The 15,878-nt window shown below is 53.8% G+C and carries 15 protein-coding genes and 3 pseudogenes; 5 read left to right on the plus strand and 13 right to left on the minus strand.

Going from position 1 to position 15,878, the window contains the following annotated elements; translation table 11 throughout:
- Positions 1 to 36: 36 nt before the first annotated feature.
- A complete protein-coding gene (locus tag ABX75_RS21665) occupies positions 37 to 2,442 on the minus strand; it encodes a TonB-dependent receptor (RefSeq protein WP_034111067.1) in 2,406 nt (801 codons plus the stop codon).
- 706 nt (positions 2,443 to 3,148) lie between these two features.
- On the opposite strand from ABX75_RS21665, the pseudogene ABX75_RS29490 reads away from it, so the two are divergent.
- Both ABX75_RS29490 and tnpB read left to right on the plus strand, forming a co-directional pair.
- Positions 3,149 to 3,812, plus strand: a pseudogene (locus tag ABX75_RS29490) (integrase arm-type DNA-binding domain-containing protein); the annotation flags it as partial.
- Between the two features lie 255 nt (positions 3,813 to 4,067).
- A pseudogene (gene tnpB, locus ABX75_RS30085) lies at positions 4,068 to 4,247 on the plus strand (IS66 family insertion sequence element accessory protein TnpB); the annotation flags it as partial.
- A 43-nt stretch (positions 4,248 to 4,290) separates the two neighbouring features.
- On the opposite strand, the gene ABX75_RS21675 reads toward tnpB, so the two are convergent.
- From ABX75_RS21675 to ABX75_RS21690, 4 genes are read right to left on the minus strand one after another with little or no spacing between them, the layout of a single operon-like run.
- Entirely contained in the window at positions 4,291 to 4,854 is a 564-nt protein-coding gene (locus ABX75_RS21675) for a hypothetical protein (protein WP_034099035.1), read from the minus strand.
- On the minus strand, positions 4,838 to 6,244 hold the full coding sequence (locus ABX75_RS21680; RefSeq protein ID WP_034099037.1) for a hypothetical protein: 1,407 nt from the start codon (positions 6,242 to 6,244) through the stop codon (positions 4,838 to 4,840). Before ABX75_RS21680 ends, ABX75_RS21675 begins: the two co-directional genes overlap by 17 nt.
- Positions 6,241 to 9,192, minus strand: coding sequence for a hypothetical protein (locus ABX75_RS21685; protein WP_047882630.1), 2,952 nt, complete (start codon positions 9,190 to 9,192; stop codon positions 6,241 to 6,243). The genes ABX75_RS21680 and ABX75_RS21685 overlap by 4 nt, the downstream gene beginning before the upstream one ends.
- Positions 9,192 to 10,043, minus strand: a complete 852-nt coding sequence (locus tag ABX75_RS21690; protein WP_047882631.1) for a hypothetical protein — start codon at positions 10,041 to 10,043, stop codon at positions 9,192 to 9,194. The genes ABX75_RS21685 and ABX75_RS21690 overlap by 1 nt, the downstream gene beginning before the upstream one ends.
- Before the next feature lie 219 nt (positions 10,044 to 10,262).
- On the opposite strand from ABX75_RS21690, the pseudogene ABX75_RS29780 reads away from it, so the two are divergent.
- A pseudogene (locus ABX75_RS29780) lies at positions 10,263 to 10,382 on the plus strand (IS5/IS1182 family transposase); the annotation flags it as partial.
- 84 nt (positions 10,383 to 10,466) lie between these two features.
- Here ABX75_RS29780 and ABX75_RS21700 read toward each other — a convergent pair.
- Positions 10,467 to 10,703, minus strand: a complete 237-nt coding sequence (locus ABX75_RS21700) for a YdaS family helix-turn-helix protein (protein WP_047882632.1) — start codon at positions 10,701 to 10,703, stop codon at positions 10,467 to 10,469.
- A 98-nt stretch (positions 10,704 to 10,801) separates the two neighbouring features.
- Here ABX75_RS21700 and ABX75_RS21705 point away from each other — a divergent pair, with 98 nt between their 5' ends.
- Positions 10,802 to 11,227, plus strand: coding sequence for a helix-turn-helix domain-containing protein (locus tag ABX75_RS21705; RefSeq protein WP_005789662.1), 426 nt, complete (start codon positions 10,802 to 10,804; stop codon positions 11,225 to 11,227).
- Positions 11,228 to 11,278: 51 nt separating this feature from the next.
- Here the strand turns inward: ABX75_RS21705 and ABX75_RS21710 are convergent, their stop codons facing one another.
- The 5 genes from ABX75_RS21710 to ABX75_RS29495 form a co-directional block, all read right to left on the minus strand.
- Positions 11,279 to 11,596 (minus strand): DNA-binding transcriptional regulator, encoded by a 318-nt coding sequence (locus ABX75_RS21710; RefSeq protein WP_034099046.1) that lies wholly within the window; start codon positions 11,594 to 11,596, stop codon positions 11,279 to 11,281.
- Positions 11,593 to 11,937, minus strand: coding sequence for a toxin (locus tag ABX75_RS21715; protein WP_034099048.1), 345 nt, complete (start codon positions 11,935 to 11,937; stop codon positions 11,593 to 11,595). The genes ABX75_RS21710 and ABX75_RS21715 overlap by 4 nt, the downstream gene beginning before the upstream one ends.
- Before the next feature lie 122 nt (positions 11,938 to 12,059).
- Entirely contained in the window at positions 12,060 to 12,863 is an 804-nt protein-coding gene (locus ABX75_RS21720; protein ID WP_034099050.1) for a phage antirepressor KilAC domain-containing protein, read from the minus strand.
- Between the two features lie 77 nt (positions 12,864 to 12,940).
- Positions 12,941 to 13,171: a DUF3077 domain-containing protein gene (locus ABX75_RS21725; protein ID WP_236238667.1), complete on the minus strand. Its 231-nt coding sequence runs from the start codon at positions 13,169 to 13,171 to the stop codon at positions 12,941 to 12,943.
- A gap of 73 nt (positions 13,172 to 13,244) precedes the next feature.
- The gene (locus tag ABX75_RS29495; RefSeq protein ID WP_177329704.1) at positions 13,245 to 13,400 is read right to left on the minus strand and encodes a hypothetical protein; all 156 of its coding nucleotides are present in this window, start codon (positions 13,398 to 13,400) and stop codon (positions 13,245 to 13,247) included.
- Between the two features lie 144 nt (positions 13,401 to 13,544).
- Here ABX75_RS29495 and ABX75_RS28110 point away from each other — a divergent pair, with 144 nt between their 5' ends.
- Positions 13,545 to 13,976 carry a helix-turn-helix domain-containing protein gene (locus tag ABX75_RS28110; protein ID WP_052202228.1) on the plus strand — a complete coding sequence of 144 codons (432 nt, stop codon included), beginning with the start codon at positions 13,545 to 13,547 and terminating at the stop codon, positions 13,974 to 13,976.
- A gap of 488 nt (positions 13,977 to 14,464) precedes the next feature.
- Here ABX75_RS28110 and ABX75_RS29195 read toward each other — a convergent pair whose 3' ends face one another.
- Both ABX75_RS29195 and ABX75_RS29200 read right to left on the minus strand, forming a co-directional pair.
- Positions 14,465 to 15,097, minus strand: a complete 633-nt coding sequence (locus tag ABX75_RS29195; RefSeq protein ID WP_143506428.1) for a hypothetical protein — start codon at positions 15,095 to 15,097, stop codon at positions 14,465 to 14,467.
- A 672-nt stretch (positions 15,098 to 15,769) separates the two neighbouring features.
- On the minus strand, positions 15,770 to 15,878 hold a 109-nt coding region (locus ABX75_RS29200; RefSeq protein WP_138762977.1), incomplete at its 5' end, for an IS3 family transposase.

Here is a 15,878-nt window from a genome sequence, read left to right on the forward strand (position 1 = left end):
CCCCTTTTGCCAACCCGTTGCAGCCCGCGCCGGGCGTTAAAAGTCGACGGTAGCCGACAGCAGATACGTCCGCGGTGTCGACAGGGTCAGCCCCGGCTCGCTGTCGTCCGAAGCGCCTGCCGAGCTCCAGTAGCGTTTGTCGGCGACGTTCTCCACGTTGGCGCGCAGGGTGATGTGTTTGTCGTCCACCTTGAATGCGTAACGGGCGCCGACGTCGATTCGGTTCCAGGCGTCGATTTCCTTGACGTTGGACTGGTCCAGGTACTGGGAACTGGAGTGGATGCCGCGGGTAGTCAGAGTCAGGCCTTCGAGGGTCGGTACGTCCCATTCGGCACCGAGGTTGACGTTGTACTTGGGCGTGGCCGGCGCACGGTTGCCGTCGAAGGTGCCGTTAGTGGTGTTTTTCAGTTCGCTGTCGATATACATCACGCCGCCCAGCAGGCGAACGCCCTTGAGCGGCTCGCCGAACACACTCAGCTCCACCCCGTCGTTCTGGCGCTTGCCATTGGGACCGAACACGCGGGTGGTGGCGTTGGTCTCGTAGGCCGGCTGCTTGATGCGAAACACGGCGGCGGTCACCGCGAATGCACCGGCGTCGTACTTGGCGCCCACTTCCACTTGGCGGCTGATGAACGGCGCGAAGATTTGATCTTCGTTGACCGAGGTGGATGGCGCGATCTTGCCCTGGCTCAGGCCTTCCATGTAGTTGGCATACAGCGACAGTTTGTCGGTGGCTTTGAACAACAGACCGCCCGAGGGCGAGATTTTTTCTTCGTCGTAGGCGGTGTCGCCTTTAACGCCATTGCTCCAGTCGTCGACCTTGACCCGCTGCCAGCGCGCACCGAGGGTGAGCAACAGGCGATCGTCGAAAAAGCCCAGGGTGTCGGACAACGCCAGGCCGCTGAACTTGTTTTCGGTGTAGACCTTGGCGTCCTGGCGCGTAGGCGTCGAAGGTGTCGGCGTTTGCACCGGGTCGTACAGGTTGCTCGATGCCTCTGCATAGCGCGCGCCGCCGTTGGTGAAATCCATATAGAAGTAGCTGGCCGCCAGGTTGACCTCGTGGCTCACCGGCCCGGTGTGGAACCAGTTGCGCACGCCAGCGGTGGCGGTGCGTACATTTTCATCGCGGGTGAAGTCCCGAGGCTGCACTTTGAACGCACCGGCCGCGTTGGTGACGGACACCGCGTGGCGCAGGAAGTCGTGGCTGCTTTTGCGCACGCCGACGCCGCCATAGAGCATCACGTTATCGCTCAGATCGAACTCGCCGTTGAACGTGCCGAACGTGTCGTTGGTGCGTGCCTTGCTCCAGGATTGCGCATAGTTGCGGCGCACATCGCTGGCCCGGGGCACCGGCGCGGCGGCGGCGACTTGCACGCGCTCTTGGGGCGCGTCGGTGTCGCGTTCGGTGTGGCCGATATCGGTGGAGAGGCGCAGGCGCTCGCCACGGAAGTCCAGACCGAGCACGGCCATTTCACGGTCGACGCTTTGGTGATCCCACTCGGTATCACCGGACTGCTTCACGCCGTTGAAGCGCAGGCCGAACTGGTTATCCTCGCCAAAGCGCCGGCCCACATCCACCGCGCCGCCGGCCTGGCTGTCGGAGGCCCAGGTGCCGGTGAATGAGGTGATGTCCTTGTCGATGGCGCGCTTGGGCACCACATTGATACCGCCGCCCACACTGCCTCGCGGCGAGATGCCGTTGATCAACTGGGTCGGCCCCTTGAGGATGTCGACGCGGTCGGCCATTTCCATATCGATGCTGTAGGTCGGCAGTACGCCGTACAGACCGTTGTAAGCCACATCGCTGTTGAACAGGCTGAAGCCACGGATGGTGAATTGCTCATAGCGCCCACCGGCCGGGTTGGTGGCGCGCACCGAGGGGTCGTTGGCTATGAGGTCGCCCAAGGTGCGCGCCTGCTGGTTTTTTACGGTGTCCTGGGTGTAGGTGGTGATGCTGAAGGGCGTCTCCATAAAGTCGCGGGTGCCCAGCAAGCCCTGGGAGCCACGTCGCGCCACCTGGCCGCCGGCATAGCTGTCGCCGTCATACAGGCCGGTGGTGCCGAGGATGGAGGTGGGCGCCAGTTCAAGGCTGCTGCCATCCGGCTGGGGCACCAGCATGTAGGCCTGCTCGCCCATGGGTTGCAGTTGCAGGCCGGAGCCTTGCAGCAGGCGCGCAAAGCCCTCTTCCACACCATACTCGCCGGTCAGGCCTTGGCTGCTGCGCCCGCTGACCAACGCCGGGTCCACCGACAAATTAACCCCCGCCAGCCCGGCAAACCGGGTCAACGCCGCGCTCAGGCTGCCGGCCGGCACCTGGTAGCTGCGGCGCGGCGCGCTGTCTTCGGCATAACTGACGGGGACGAACAACGGGCTGGTACTCAGGCTCAGCAGCAAACTCAGTTTCAGCAACGGGCGCAAGCGCAAGGGGCGGACGACGGGCATTGGGGAAGCTCTCGATTATGTTCACTTGCCTGGAATGACAGGCGAGGTGAAAAAAAGGGACAGGCTCCACCCCTATTTTTTGTCGATGGCTATGCGCGCTATGAAAAGGATCAGGCGGAAAATCCGCGGTGAACATGCCTCATCGCCAATATTTTTTCTTCGCCTAACAGCCTTCGCGTCAGCAGCGGATCTCAAAGCCGCCGCCAGCAGTTTATGAGCCAACCTACTGCTCTGCCTCCACAACGACAGCATCGTCGGAGCGCATCTCGCTAAAGCAGCCGACGCGATGTATCAAGCCACACCAAGCAGTGGAGACACCTGCCGTTTCAGTCGAGTACGCCGGCTAGCCGATCAGGGTTGTACAGGGTACAGGGGACGCTTTGATTGGCTTCCATTGCCGTTGCGTAGCGCATGGGTGTGAGCACGGGTGGGAGTCGTGGGATATTTTTTGGGCATGAAAAAGCCCAACCTGGGTAGATTGGGCTAAGTCATTGAAAGATATGGTCGGGACGGAGTGATTCGAACACTCGACCCCTAGCACCCCATCTCCTTTTTCATACTTCTTGAAAGCTTTCAAAATTTCACTCTGGAATATTCAAAGCTAGTATTTACTTGAGTTTCAGCGGAGCTCTGCTACACAAAAGTCCAGTAACGTCCATCAAGAGCAGACGTTTTTGTGGGGGGAAAAGTAGGGGGAACCGATTTCATGGCCAAAATCACCATAAAAGAACTCGAGTCGCTGACCGCCAACGATGTCGGTCGAATCCTGCGGGAGGATGGCAATCTGGCCGGTCGAATCTCAATGCGTAAGGACGGTGTGTAGGTCAGCTGTTTCTATCGGTATCGCTGGGGCGACCAGGACAAAGAGTACTCCTGCGGATCCTGGCCGCGCAAATCCCTGACAGACATCCGCAAGGCGCGTAACCAGGCCAGGGCGCTCATCGATGAGCAGATCAATCCCAACGAACACAAGAAAACGGCCAAGGCACAGGCCTATACCGCGGCCAACGTCGAGGCCGAACAAGTAAACACGTCGAAGGTGCAAACGCTGATCGTCCAAGATCTGGCCAAGGCCTGGCTGCTGGATGGCGTCGCGCGAAGACGGCAATGCCGAGTTGCAACGACGCTTTAACAAGAACCTTTTGCCAGCACTCGGCAAGAGCGCGGTGAACGATGTTTCCGAACACGATGTTCGGGCGCTGATCCGCGCCGTGGTCAACCGCGGCGCTCACCGGCAAGCCATCAGCTTTTTCGCCGACCTCACTCAGATGTTCAGTTGGGCCTGAAAGCGTCAGCCTTGGCGGGCCTTATTGATCGAGGGCGATCCGACTGAGCTAGTCGACATATCCCCCTTGATCCCTGCCGACTACTAAGCGGAAAGAAGCCGCATCCCGATTGCTACCGACTTCATAAGTCGGCATTTTCGGTACTGAGTAATCATAGTTTCGTATTACATCGCCGAGCGCGCTATTTGGCTCAATTTCTGCCCATCATGACCGGCAAAAGTCGGCCAGCAGTTGCCAGTCGCACGTCTTAAAAAGTAGCGGCGACTCAGCCGCTGGCAATGAGCCAAAAGCAGGCACTCAAAGCGTCTACTAAACCGGGGACGATTCAGTGCTTATCTCTTTGCCAACCGCCGAGGCAATCGCATGAAGGTGTTGGTGCACGACGGACTGGGCGTTTGGTTGGCGGCACGGCGTCTGCATCAGAGGAGGTTTTCCTGGCCGAGTAATCGGCATGACGGCCTAATGGAGCTGAATTCTGAGCATCTCCAGGCATTGGTGGTATCTATGTCGAGGATGTGATGGAGGGTAAAGAAACCATCTACCAACTGATAAAGCCGGAAACTCAAGCCACCATAACTGCACCTGGTTCAGCATTACTGTACTTAAATACGTCGTCAAAGAACGCTAATCCAGCATGAGTCAGTACCAGGTTGCCTTTTGCATTCCTGTAGGCGATCCCACGCTGCTCGAGATTTTTCCTAACTGCAGATGTAAGAGCCTCCCCTTTCATGTTGCTGGCAGACATGACATCTTGTTTGTCTTCTCCCTTCCCGATCTCCTCCATGATCCCATCAGACACACCAGCTTCCCCGTCGCGCAGAATATCTAGCTGGTAGCCCTGTTCATGCAGTCCGCGAGCAAGGATCAACAGCAGAACCTGTATTTTCCTGACCACCTCGCTGTACTCCTCATCGCGCTCGACTGAACGGATGTAGATAAAGCCATTCCGCATCACCAACTCAAACCCGATGTTCAAGTACAAGGGCTTGTAGCTCTGATCGTAGTTATTGAGCATCTCTTCGAAGAGCGGGTTGGGTTTTATTTCACCATTCTCGTAGGTGTCTTTGTTGATCACCTTCCCCGACATCAACTCTTTGTAGATGGCTTGGCTAAGCTGTTGTCTCACTACCCTGCTCCTCGATCCTCAATTTGTAATAGGTCAACTTCTGCCTGTCGTCCTCAATCACCCCTAACTGAAATCGAGGGGTTAGCACAATGTCCTCTCGGTGCTTTAGCCAAGACATGCCTTCCACTAGGTCAGCAATTTCGTAGTCGCTGATCTGCTGGGCCAGATGTGCGTGAAGCGACGCATGGGCGTCAGGCCCGACCTGAACAGGCCACTCATCTATCAGCCTTCCAATTAGTTTTCGGCGCACGTCTGAAGCACGCCTAGCTTTGAGCACGTCCTCTCCAACCGGCTCAACAGACGTTGTTGTTACTCGGGTATTTTTGAGTGAATCCAGGCTACTCCGCAGATGCTCCTGAAGGTGAAGCCAATGGTCTACGTTGTGCCATTCAATCTTGCTATCGGCTCTCTGCCTCTTCATGCCTTTGAAGGTAGAGAAACGCTCCAGTACCTCATGATCTTTAGGGATGAGATTGCCCCTTAGTTTCCCGTCATGGAGCTCCCGACAGGCAACCAGTAGATCGTTGAAAACACTCTCAACCTGGTCGTACTCACGACGCTGAAGTTCATTCTGATGCACGTAGCGCTGCAGAGACTTGCTGATGACCTCCACGTCGTAGCGATAGGAGCGAATGGATGCCACTGCATAGAGAACCTGCTGACCCAATTTTGGCAACTTGGCATCGCGGAACATCTCGGATATCCGCAGCAAGGCAGTGAGTGCCGGTAGGCCTTTCTTCAGAGGTTCCCTCTCGTTGAGGAACTGCAATGTGGGGAGAACATGCCTACCGTAGATTCGGGTGATCGCCTGCAAAGCACCGCGAGCCTGCTTCACCTCGTCGAGGTTCTCAAGGCTCATCACTTCGACGATCTCCGCCAGGCGAAGAGTCTGCCCCTGAAGACTGTCCACGTTCTCCTTGATCTTCCCTTGAGCGTAGCGGATGCGTTCCCGAAGTAGCTTAAGCTCATCCTCGAACGTGTCGTTACCCTGCTCAATCACTGTCAAATCGCGAAGCTTTTCAAGACTATCATTGAAGCTATCGCACAGCGCCTCAAGCTCGGCGCTACTCAGCTGCCGAAGACGCGATCTATCAAAGTGACGAAATAACTCGATCAAAAACGGGGCGAAGGCAATGACTCCTCGCTTGGTGTCATGGTGCAATATCAAGCTTGCCCGGACGAGGTTACGCACGTCGAAGGCCGCTTCAATTTTTTGCCGATCGGACTTACTGTCTCCCAGCGAATCAAGCAGCTTCATCACTTTTGACTCGTAGAGACGAGTTGACACTTCTTCGCCAGCCGAGCCTTCATCCATGATGTCGATAAGATCAAGAAAAATGTGCTTATGCTCGATCATGAGCATGACCGTTTTGTCTGCTGCAACGATCATCCGGCAGTGATCTCCGCAACAGCATCGGCGGGATCTTTCTTTGTTCTCAGCGACTCGCTTTCACCTGTGTAGATCACTCGACGTAAGTGGCTGTAAGCCCTGTCGGTGGCGAGAAAATGCGAAAGGTCGATGTAGTTTTCGATTACTTTCGCGATAGTAGACGTGGGCTCCGGCGTTGCCCCGAACAGCACGAACCCTTCTGACTCAGCGATGCCACGCGCAGCCTTCAGATTCAAGTGGCTCAGATTCGACAGCTCATCCATTACCAATGGCAAACAGATCTGTGTATTTGCAATCAGCAGCCTACGCAGAAGGATCGATAGCAGGCGGCAGTTAATCATTGCCGTAGTACCGTTGGATTGATCCTCTTCGGTGTACTTGTCATGCCCACGCTTGCGGTACCGATATCCAACCCGATCAATCAGTAGGCTCATATCCAGTGTGGTCCCCCGACGGCCACCGTTAACAAAGAACTCGGTACAGAAAGCTCGTAACCGTTCATACAAGCGCTTCTCGTGGAGCCCGGTTGTCATGAGGTTTATGGAATCAATATCGACCAACAGTTCTTCGAAATGGGGATTTAATACGCAGTAAATCTCGATCGCCTCGAGGTCAGACACGATGAATTCCGAGAGCTGGTCATCTACCTCTTTCTCGAACTCCTTGATCATCCTTCTGGCGTGTTTGATTTCGTCGATTTGAATAGAGGTATTCGAGTTATGCGCGGTGACCTTGGCCTGGTAGGTCTGCTGCTCACCTTCCAAGGTGCCAAACATCGCCGCGAAAGCTCTCCGACAGCTACGCATCCGACTCAAGTCATGGAAAGCATGGTAGCCAAAGTCTCTGCCCTCTTCGCCCAGCAAGTTACGTTTCAGCAGTTCATCCAAGGCCACTTGCAGAGCTTCTCTGCTCTTGGCTACCTCAGAAGCGAACTGGGAAATCTCCTTGATCTGGCTAGGGTGAAAGAAAGTATCGCGAGCTTTCAGCTTCATTTCGCGGATCGAAAGGAATCCTAAAGTGATCTCAGCTACGTTCCGGATCTGCTCAAGGTAATTGCGCAGATCTTCGTTTTCCTTCCGGACCCTGGCGAGCACGTCTTTTGCGCGCTCAACCTGTACCGCTAGGTCCTCCAGCTCACTGGCGGCATCCGCCACACTCTCATGTAGCTTGGCCAACTCTACCGTCTGTTCCCCCACCTCAAGTTCCAATGCTTTCTGCTGCTCGCGCATGTAGCCATGCCGACTGAGTAGTTGAACCTCTTCATCAGTTTCAATCCGCTCGCGGGTCAGCTTCTTGGCTTTATCCTTGGCCTGCTCAGCAGTCAACTTGCTGTCATCGTTTAGGCGCTGAATAAGATCATCACAGTCCTTGATATCGTCATCCAGTTTAATCAGGTCTTGCTCGTGCTGCTTCCTTGCTCTGGTCGGATCGAAAGACATGAAACCAAATGAGGTCTCCTGACTCAGGAAGCTGATGAAAGAACCTCGCTCCTGGAATAGGCAGCCAAACTCTTTGATGGCTTGCTTCTGGTCAGAGTTGAGTCGAGGAGTTAGCTTGGTGAACAGCGTCGAGTTCAAGCTACTCAGCACCGACGCACTGTGACGATCGACCTGCTCGAGAACAGTTTCCACATGTTCATCAAGAATTTTTCGGAGTTGGTCGCGCTGATGGGAAAGACTGTTCTTATTCCTGATCGCCTGGGCTAGTTGCTCAGCGCTCTGAACCTTGTTTGTCAGGGTCTCGATCTCTGCGGTCAACTCTGCGGAGAGATCGGATAAGAGCTCGCGGACCTCATGCTCTGTTGTGCCAGGGTAACGCCGAAGAATCTCGCTGACCTTAAATAGCTGCTTTTGGACACCGTCCAAATCCTTATGCCGGAGACTCAGTGCTCCAGCCAGCTTCAGATACTCAGCCTTGACCAGACCGTGGTGCTGTCTCTTAGCTGAGTGAGCCACATCAAGAGCCTGATATCTCTCGGATGCTGCCTTAACATCATCAAGAATGCTGGACTGCCTATCAGCCAAGGCATGCTCAACATCGACGATACTCTGAACGATCAGTTCGGATTTCGTCTCAAACAGTTGGAACTGGCTATCAAAGCTCTCCCAAGACCTCCGCGCGCTTTCTATGTCCGCCAGGCGATCGCCTTCTTTTTTCAGGTTCTCATAGTCATCGAGGATCTCGCTCAGGCTGACACTCAGCTCTGCATTCTTCCGGTCCTTATCCCCTTCGATGATCGTGGCGATAGTATCTGGCAGAGTGCGGTTGTCCTTCGCCCCAATGTCGAAGGCCAGGTGGATTAGCATCTTCCACGCGTCGATCTCGCGTGCTGTACCGCCATTCCTAAGAGGCAGCAAGCAGAATCGGCCCTCCTCACGATTAAGAGCCTGTTGACCGAAGAGCCGCTGGCGAATGACAGCACCGTCGTTCATTGCCTCCCCGCCCCGAGCTCGGAGATCCGAAAGCACACCAGAAAGTGAGATGCCGTCTATTGGTGCTCCCATGCCTCCATTGATGGGCGATTCAAGGTCCCAAAACAAGTGCTGGATATCGGTATATATGCAAGGTACTGCCATTCGGCCGTATGAGAATGGTCGATTCCCACGGTGCAGGACCAGGCAGAACGGGCCGTGCATGTTCTCCGCTTCGAGGATGATAAAGGAGTGATTTTCCGGGAAGTAGTAGCTGAAGCTAGCCTCAGTCGAGTAGTAGGTCCCGGCCGGCCCCTTGAAGGCGAATTTCTTGGAGCAGCTCTTGAAGTTCTCGTGTGGCAGCAAAAAAAGCTTCAATGCATTCAACATCGAGGTCTTTCCGAGGTTGTTCTGGCCACACAAAGCGGTGTGCTTGTCCACGCGGATTACAGTGTAGGCATAGGCAGCACTGTTAACAAAAATCAGCCTGTGGAATTTGTATACGTCCTGAAACGCGTATGAGTCGCTCAACATCATCAGTCCCTTGTCGTTGTCGACATCAAATAGGTTTCCTGCTCTAGCGCTTTTCGGCTGTCTCGCATAAGTCCGATCAGCTCATTGGTTTCCTTGGATAGACCAATAAACTCAAGGAGATTTTGTCTCGTTTGCTGATTGAGTGAGTATTTGGAAGCGGTTAACCGGTGAGCGATATCATCAGGGTACACAAACACTACCCGGTGCCCGTCTGGCAACCCTTTGAGAAGGGTTCGGTACATTATCAGCCCGCCTAAGTCGACATCAAAAAGGCAGTACAGCCTCTGATATTGGCTGAGGAATGGCATGTTCAGCCTGTTGGTGATCTGATTACCGGCGCTGAAGATGACGTCGAAATTTTCACTTTGCTCAGCTACGCCACAGTCGGCCAGGATGTCGACGGTCTGTTTGAGAGCTAGGAAGTTCTCGAGATTTTCCACCAGCAATGCCGCTGGTTGGAGAGTGTTAGGTGCTTCCCATCCATCCTTGCTCAGAAGAACCACGCTTGGATGAGGATGGAGCACGCTTCGTGTTATCAAAAGCGAGCTGCTTACTGCTGCTGCGTGGCTATTTCCATCGAAAGCAGCACCAATACGACCCGCAAATTCTGATAGAGCGTGTTCACGAATCAGCTCCGCAAAGCGATCCTCACGCAGGACGGCCACCTGATAGTTGCTCTTTCCAATTTTCGACGCTGAAAACGTATCGAACAGATAGCCAGCACCCTTGCCATGCTTCTTCAATTCCTTAGCGAAAGCCTCAAAATTGATCGGCTGACCAGAGCTGATTGAGTTCAGATAGGTGTAGATCCTCGACATTGCATCCCTTGCGCTCTGCGAAACAAGTGAAACCATAAGCTCTCTTGGCCGTAGCATATATCGATTGTCGCGGCTAAGCGTATTCAACGAATACACTGCAGTCTTTTCGCTTGCTGGGCCTGCCTGGCGGTTTCTTCGCCCACGATACAGAGAAAACGGGCTCTAGGTTCTGTACGAAATCCCCAGAAACCAATTTGAATTCCATAGCCGTTGAGATTCAGTAAAGTCCCCAACCATCAAAGGCAGGAGCCCACGATGGCCAAACGGTACGAACTCCCCGACGCAGCCTGGGATTTGGTTGCGGATATCTTCGACGAACCACGTCACAGCGGGTGCCCGCGAACAGATGATCGCTTGATGCTCAACGGCGTACTCTAGGTGCTTTGCTCGGGCGCCGCTTGGCACGTTCAGCTCAGGGCGAAGATATGCGCCCCCAATCAGGGCTTCTATTAATCGGGATTAAAGATTTGGCTCTTGGCCTGAATTGCGCAGATAGGCCCAGTCGACATCGGGCCGGAGCTCTTCACAGGTAACCGCCTTGCTCGACTCCCGCTCAAGATTGATGGCGAGGCCTGGGCCCGCCCGGCGAAAGCCATGGGCGATCTGTTTAAGGTTCCCGGCACTGGTGCCGCTGCGCTTGGCCAACGACTCCATCGAAGGTGTGTCGAGGGACCGGATGAGTTCGAGTAGCGTCATGTATGCCTACGAAAGAAGCCCAGATTACATTTTGCTAATCTCAATAGCAATAGCATTTTATGATTTACTGTTTGCTAACGCAGGGACACTATTCGCCTATGGATATCAAAACTCTTCGGGTCGACGCGCTGCGGCGTGTAATCGGCCCACTCAGCCAGAAAGACTTCGCCGACCAGCACGATCTGGACGCTTCGTATTTGTCACAGATCCTCAATGGGCACCGCTCTCTGGGCGAGAAGGCGGCGCTCAACCTCGAGAAGAAAATCGGACTCACGCCTGGTGTGCTGGTCAACCCGAACGGGCACGGGCCGGCATTGATCGAGGGTGAGTACACTCGTCAGGATGTGGTGCGAGAAGCGGCATCTGCTTACCAGGCCCTTCAGGACAAGGCCACGCCGCGAGCAGTTGCGGTTATCGAGAAACTCGCCAGGGCCGCGGCGAAGGGAAGACTCAAGGAGTCGGACTTAGTTCTGCTTGAGGGCATAGCTGCCCTGCTTGAGAAGGCCAACGCTGAAAAGCCTTGAGCTAGATGCAGAAAGCCCGGCGCTTGGCCGGGCTTCAAGGTAATCATCAATTCAAACGGCGTTGAGTCGCTCAACCATGTCAGGGAAGCGCTGAACCAACTTAATCAGCAGCGCCGCCTGGGCATTTGGCTTGGACTTCGATTGCTCCCAGTTCTTCAGCGTGTCGGGGCTCGTCCTGATTTGCCGGGCGAACACTGGCTGCGACATGTGAAGATTCTCACGGATGGAAACGATCTCAGCAGCCGTCACCTCTGGAGGTGCAAGAGCCTCCACTTCGTACTGTCGAAGTGTGATCTTCCCCTGCCGGTGCTCGCCCATCTCGTTTACGCCTTGCATCAGCTCAGCAAACAGATCGCGCTTCTTTTTCATTTCCCACCTCGTTTTTTCAGCTCTGCATCTATAGCGGCCTTCAATGCCTTCTCCTGAGCAGCAGTCAGGTTCGCCATCTCATCCTTGTCATAAATCGAAAACATCCAGAACTGGCCGTCATTGAGCAGCCAGTAATAAATCACACGAAGACCACCACGCTTGCCCTTCCCGCGGCGAGTGTCCTGCCAGCGAAGCTTTCTGAAGCCACCGGTACGTGGCATTACATCACCGGCTTCAGGATTCGCCTGCATTTCCGTCTGGAGCTGCCGATATTCATCGTCAGTCAGATAGTCACCTACCGTGGCGGTGAAGCTTGTCGTTTCAAAGAAGACTGTTTTCATTAGGCACAAGTATACGCAAGTTGCTTACATTTAAAAAGCGTAGCCGCTCTGCCAAGTCGCTGCCACGCCATTGAGGATTACTGAGGCTCTGACGAAAAGCCCGGCACTGGGCCGGGCTCTACTTATTGCTGCGCTAACAAATCAGCGTCTCGCTCCCGCCACAAAGCTTCTAACTTCGTCAGCCCCTTCCCGGTAATCAACGTTGAGAATGTCGGGATCGTCCCCTGAATGGGATGCTCGAAGGTGCCCAGCTTCACATCCAGCAGACCGGCCTCGATCTTCGCCTGATACGGTTCGTTCGATCGAGTGATCCACCCCTTTTGCCGCATGAAATGCAGTAATCTGGTACGGCCCGTACCAATGAGCTTTGCAGCCTGGGCGGCGTTGTACGTCTTATGCGACACAACGACCATGTCGTGAAAGGCCACCTTTGGCGCGTCCTGCTCCACCTTCACTTCCAGCTCGTGGTTCTCTTTCGAGAGCTCCGTGTTGTCAGCTTCCAGGGCGACGACCTTGCGGACGTTGTCAGTCAACAATGCGAGCAGCACCTTGGGGTCATTCAGGCTGGCAATGTCGAAGGCTGGCTTGATCGTTTGCTCTTCCAATTCCTGCCAGCGATCAACCAGGCGTGCCGTAAACTCAGGGCTAAGCTGGGCCACGATGACGTAACTGTCGCGCTTGCTCACATAATAAACCGATTCTGTGCGCGGACGGCCCAGTGCGTCGTTGAACTGTTCATCCCCCATTGGGGGGCGGACGATGACGCTACGCTCAGCCAGTCTTTCAATGGACTGCTTCACCTTGTCGTGACGGGAACCCACCAGTTCTGAAATTTGGCGAGACGACATCCGCGCCACGTTTTGCGTTTGCGGAAAACGTGGCGCATCTTCAGAACGCTTCTCTGCTTGAATCGATATCGTATTCATCGTGTTTTCTCCAAGCCTTCGGCGACGGAGTCGATAGCAGCTTTAGCAGACTCGACTGCCATATGTAACAACCGTGCTTAGCTTGGGGTGACGATGAGCTCGGACATACCTGCGTCTTCTAAAGCCTTTTTCACGCTATGAAGAGTGCAAGATGCCTGATTCAAAGCATCAACAGCGGGAACGCCTGGACGGACGCCATACAAATCTTGCTCTTCAATGTTGCAGCGCGCGAACGAAAGCGCCACGGTCACAGGTCCCTTGAAGGTGCCAGCATTGAGTTTTTCGTTTACTTCGGTATGCTTATTCATGACGTTTTTCCTAGAAGATTGACGTTATCCAAACCTCAGCGCTGGCCGGCGCTGAGGTTTTTTTATGGATCCCCTACCCACGGTCCACCTCCTGCTCCAACGATTTCCTCAATCGATAGACGATCTTCCTGCTCATGCTACTGTCATTTTCCTTGGCTTTAGCAGCTAGAGCACTTCTCATCAGGATCTCTAGTCGAATCCCAACGACCTTGGTTTCTTCTGTTTTCATTGCTTCCTCCATCGAGATGTCACATAAAGCGCCTTGTTGTGTTTGTTGCGTTTGTTGCTTTAGTCAACATTTTTGTTGTCTTTGTTGCGTCGTGCCACTCACCGCGTAATTTCACTTCAACGAATTAGCCATAAATTGACAAAGATGAACGAGAGCTTCGGAAAGCGCCTGGCTCGCCTCAGAGCAGAGAAAGCGATGACTCAACGTGATCTTGCTTCTAAGGCGGGAATTTCTTGGTCGCAGATATCCAGATACGAATCGGACTTGGCCCAACCTCGTCTCAAAGTCCTGATGAAGCTGGCGGAGGCGCTTGACGTTCATAAGGACGACCTCAAGCCGCCCGGCAAAAAAGAAATTACGCTCAGTTTGTCTGACGAAATGATCTCCAAAATTGAAGAGTTTGCTGAAACCAAGAAAATAGCCTTCGATCAGGCGGTTCAGTTGATAGTTATAATGGGCATGAAGATGAAGCTCGATCAGGACCCGTCGCTTGTGGAAGAGCTTGAAGCCGAAATACCTGGCGCGTACGAGAGCCTTCTGAAGGGCATCAGTAATAATGGCGCCTACAAGCGATAACGTTTGAAAAATGAAAAATCCCTCCAGCTTTTGGTGATGGAAGTGCATTTTTGGCCCCGTGATTAATCAACGAGGTATAGCTTGATTCAAAAGTTATACACAGGCCAGCACCTTTCCTACACTAATAGGTCACCCATTCAGCAATGCCGGACAGCCTGATAAGACAAAAGCTAGAAAAATAAAGGCCCATGAATGGGTAGCCTATTATTTTGACCTGATTGCACCGCTTCCCTTCCCGCGCCAGCCAATCACGGCTGCCAGACGCTTTATACGCAAACCAGACTTCTTCATAGAACCGACATCAGGCTCCCCTCGAGATTTCAGCCATTCGAGAACAAGACTCTGAGCCCCTCTCCCCCCAGGACCAGACGGATCGCGAGTTCCATTATCAGTAACCGCTTGCCAGCACTGGAAAGCCTCGTACAGCCCTTTCGGGTGAAGCGGATTTTCAGGGTTGAAGCAATTCAAAAACACATCGAGCTCCGCGCTCAACGCTCAATCTGCGCATCCTTTTCTTGAATTTTTCTATCCTTGGCTCGGAGCTCGTTATAAAGATTTCGGCTATCATCGGCTGAAGCTTTCTCCTTAGCCTTGAGCTCGACAATTAATGACTCAGCCTCGGCAAGGCGGTTTTCAGCCTCCAGTAAAGCAAGCCGATCTTCGGGAGAGCGCACGATTACCGGGTCACTATAGAGCTGAGCTAGCCCACCAGGGGGTTGATGACTTCGCGCCTGACGCTCCTGTCCTTTTGGCGCACTTGTATAATTTGGAATTAACTCGCCACCCAGCGAGCGAGCTTTCTTTTCAGCGTCGCTCACTTGCCGATCGAACCACTCCCGATTGACCATGACCTTATTTGAATCAATCGGCCCCTGTGGAGTTTCAAACAACACTGGTACATACCTACCGGTCGCACTTCTAAAATATTCAGATAACTTAGAATAAGTAACCGGAATATTTAAAACAGCGTTTTTGGTACCTTTTATGTAAATAGTTTCGGGATTAAACTCTGCATCAGGCTGAACAATTGAAGACAATCGTTCTGCAATAGATACAAGCAGAGAGGGATTTCGGCCTTTGATATTAGAGCAGGATACATCCAGCGAAATGTATTCTTGCATCAATGCCCCCTCCCTTATCGAAAACCAAGCTCGAAGCCAGACACTGTCTATCCAACCAGCAATGGCACTCAGTCTAACCAGCCCGTTAGCAAAATGTAATAGCCCAAGGGCGCATCTCGGGAACACACTCTTGGCCAGCTACGTGTAGGCGTAGGTCCTCGCCAATCAACGTCGAACATCACTCGTCAGGGATGAAAAAAATGGGTTTATTCACAAAATGGAAGCTATCTCGCTACCTCCGCATTCAAGAAAGCGAGATTTCGTCGTTCACCGCTCAGCTGAGCCAGATGGACAGCGCCGAAATAGGCGTGGTGGTAGCGCTGACCACCGATACTAGAAATCGACTGGAGGATGCAGGTTTTCTCCTGAGCGATCCGATCGTGGCTTATACAATTAACCCTGAGACCCCTTCATCTCTCAGCGGGATGATCAAAACCCTCCAGGCCGAAGGACGCCTTCAAGAAGCAGCAGCAGTCATGGTTTGGCTGCATACATCGCGAGTCGGCGCCCGATTAGAACTGAGACCTTTGGCCAGGCAGATGTGGGGGCAGCTCGAGAGAGGCTTTCCACATGCCGAAGATGCATCGATGTCGCTCATGAGAGTGTTTTTTCGGCCAATCAGAATTGACGGGTACGATCAGTTTCCAAAAGGCCTGAATCGCCCCGGGTTTCCTAGACACTCTCCAGGCTCGCTGCGTAACGCTTTTCAAACTCTACCGGTGACAGCTGATTGTTGAAACTGTGGCGTCGTTTTGGGTTGTAAAACATCTCGATGTAATCG

This window comes from Pseudomonas sp. ARP3 (assembly GCF_001029595.1).
Lineage (GTDB): Bacteria > Pseudomonadota > Gammaproteobacteria > Pseudomonadales > Pseudomonadaceae > Aquipseudomonas > Aquipseudomonas rhodesiae.

Coding starts and splice junctions, on each gene's coding strand:
- ABX75_RS21665 (WP_034111067.1), bottom strand. CDS start 2,442: ATGCCCGTCGTCCGCCCCTTGCGCTTGCGCCCGTTGCTGAAACTGAGT.
- ABX75_RS28110 (WP_052202228.1), top strand. CDS start 13,545: ATGAACGAGAGCTTCGGAAAGCGCCTGGCTCGCCTCAGAGCAGAGAAA.
- ABX75_RS21720 (WP_034099050.1), bottom strand. CDS start 12,863: ATGAATACGATATCGATTCAAGCAGAGAAGCGTTCTGAAGATGCGCCA.
- ABX75_RS21680 (WP_034099037.1), bottom strand. CDS start 6,244: ATGATCGTTGCAGCAGACAAAACGGTCATGCTCATGATCGAGCATAAG.
- ABX75_RS29195 (WP_143506428.1), bottom strand. CDS start 15,097: ATGCAAGAATACATTTCGCTGGATGTATCCTGCTCTAATATCAAAGGC.
- ABX75_RS21690 (WP_047882631.1), bottom strand. CDS start 10,043: ATGGTTTCACTTGTTTCGCAGAGCGCAAGGGATGCAATGTCGAGGATC.
- ABX75_RS21700 (WP_047882632.1), bottom strand. CDS start 10,703: ATGACGCTACTCGAACTCATCCGGTCCCTCGACACACCTTCGATGGAG.
- ABX75_RS21715 (WP_034099048.1), bottom strand. CDS start 11,937: ATGAAAACAGTCTTCTTTGAAACGACAAGCTTCACCGCCACGGTAGGT.
- ABX75_RS21725 (WP_236238667.1), bottom strand. CDS start 13,171: ATGAATAAGCATACCGAAGTAAACGAAAAACTCAATGCTGGCACCTTC.
- ABX75_RS21685 (WP_047882630.1), bottom strand. CDS start 9,192: ATGATGTTGAGCGACTCATACGCGTTTCAGGACGTATACAAATTCCAC.
- ABX75_RS21705 (WP_005789662.1), top strand. CDS start 10,802: ATGGATATCAAAACTCTTCGGGTCGACGCGCTGCGGCGTGTAATCGGC.
- ABX75_RS29495 (WP_177329704.1), bottom strand. CDS start 13,400: ATGAAAACAGAAGAAACCAAGGTCGTTGGGATTCGACTAGAGATCCTG.
- ABX75_RS21710 (WP_034099046.1), bottom strand. CDS start 11,596: ATGAAAAAGAAGCGCGATCTGTTTGCTGAGCTGATGCAAGGCGTAAAC.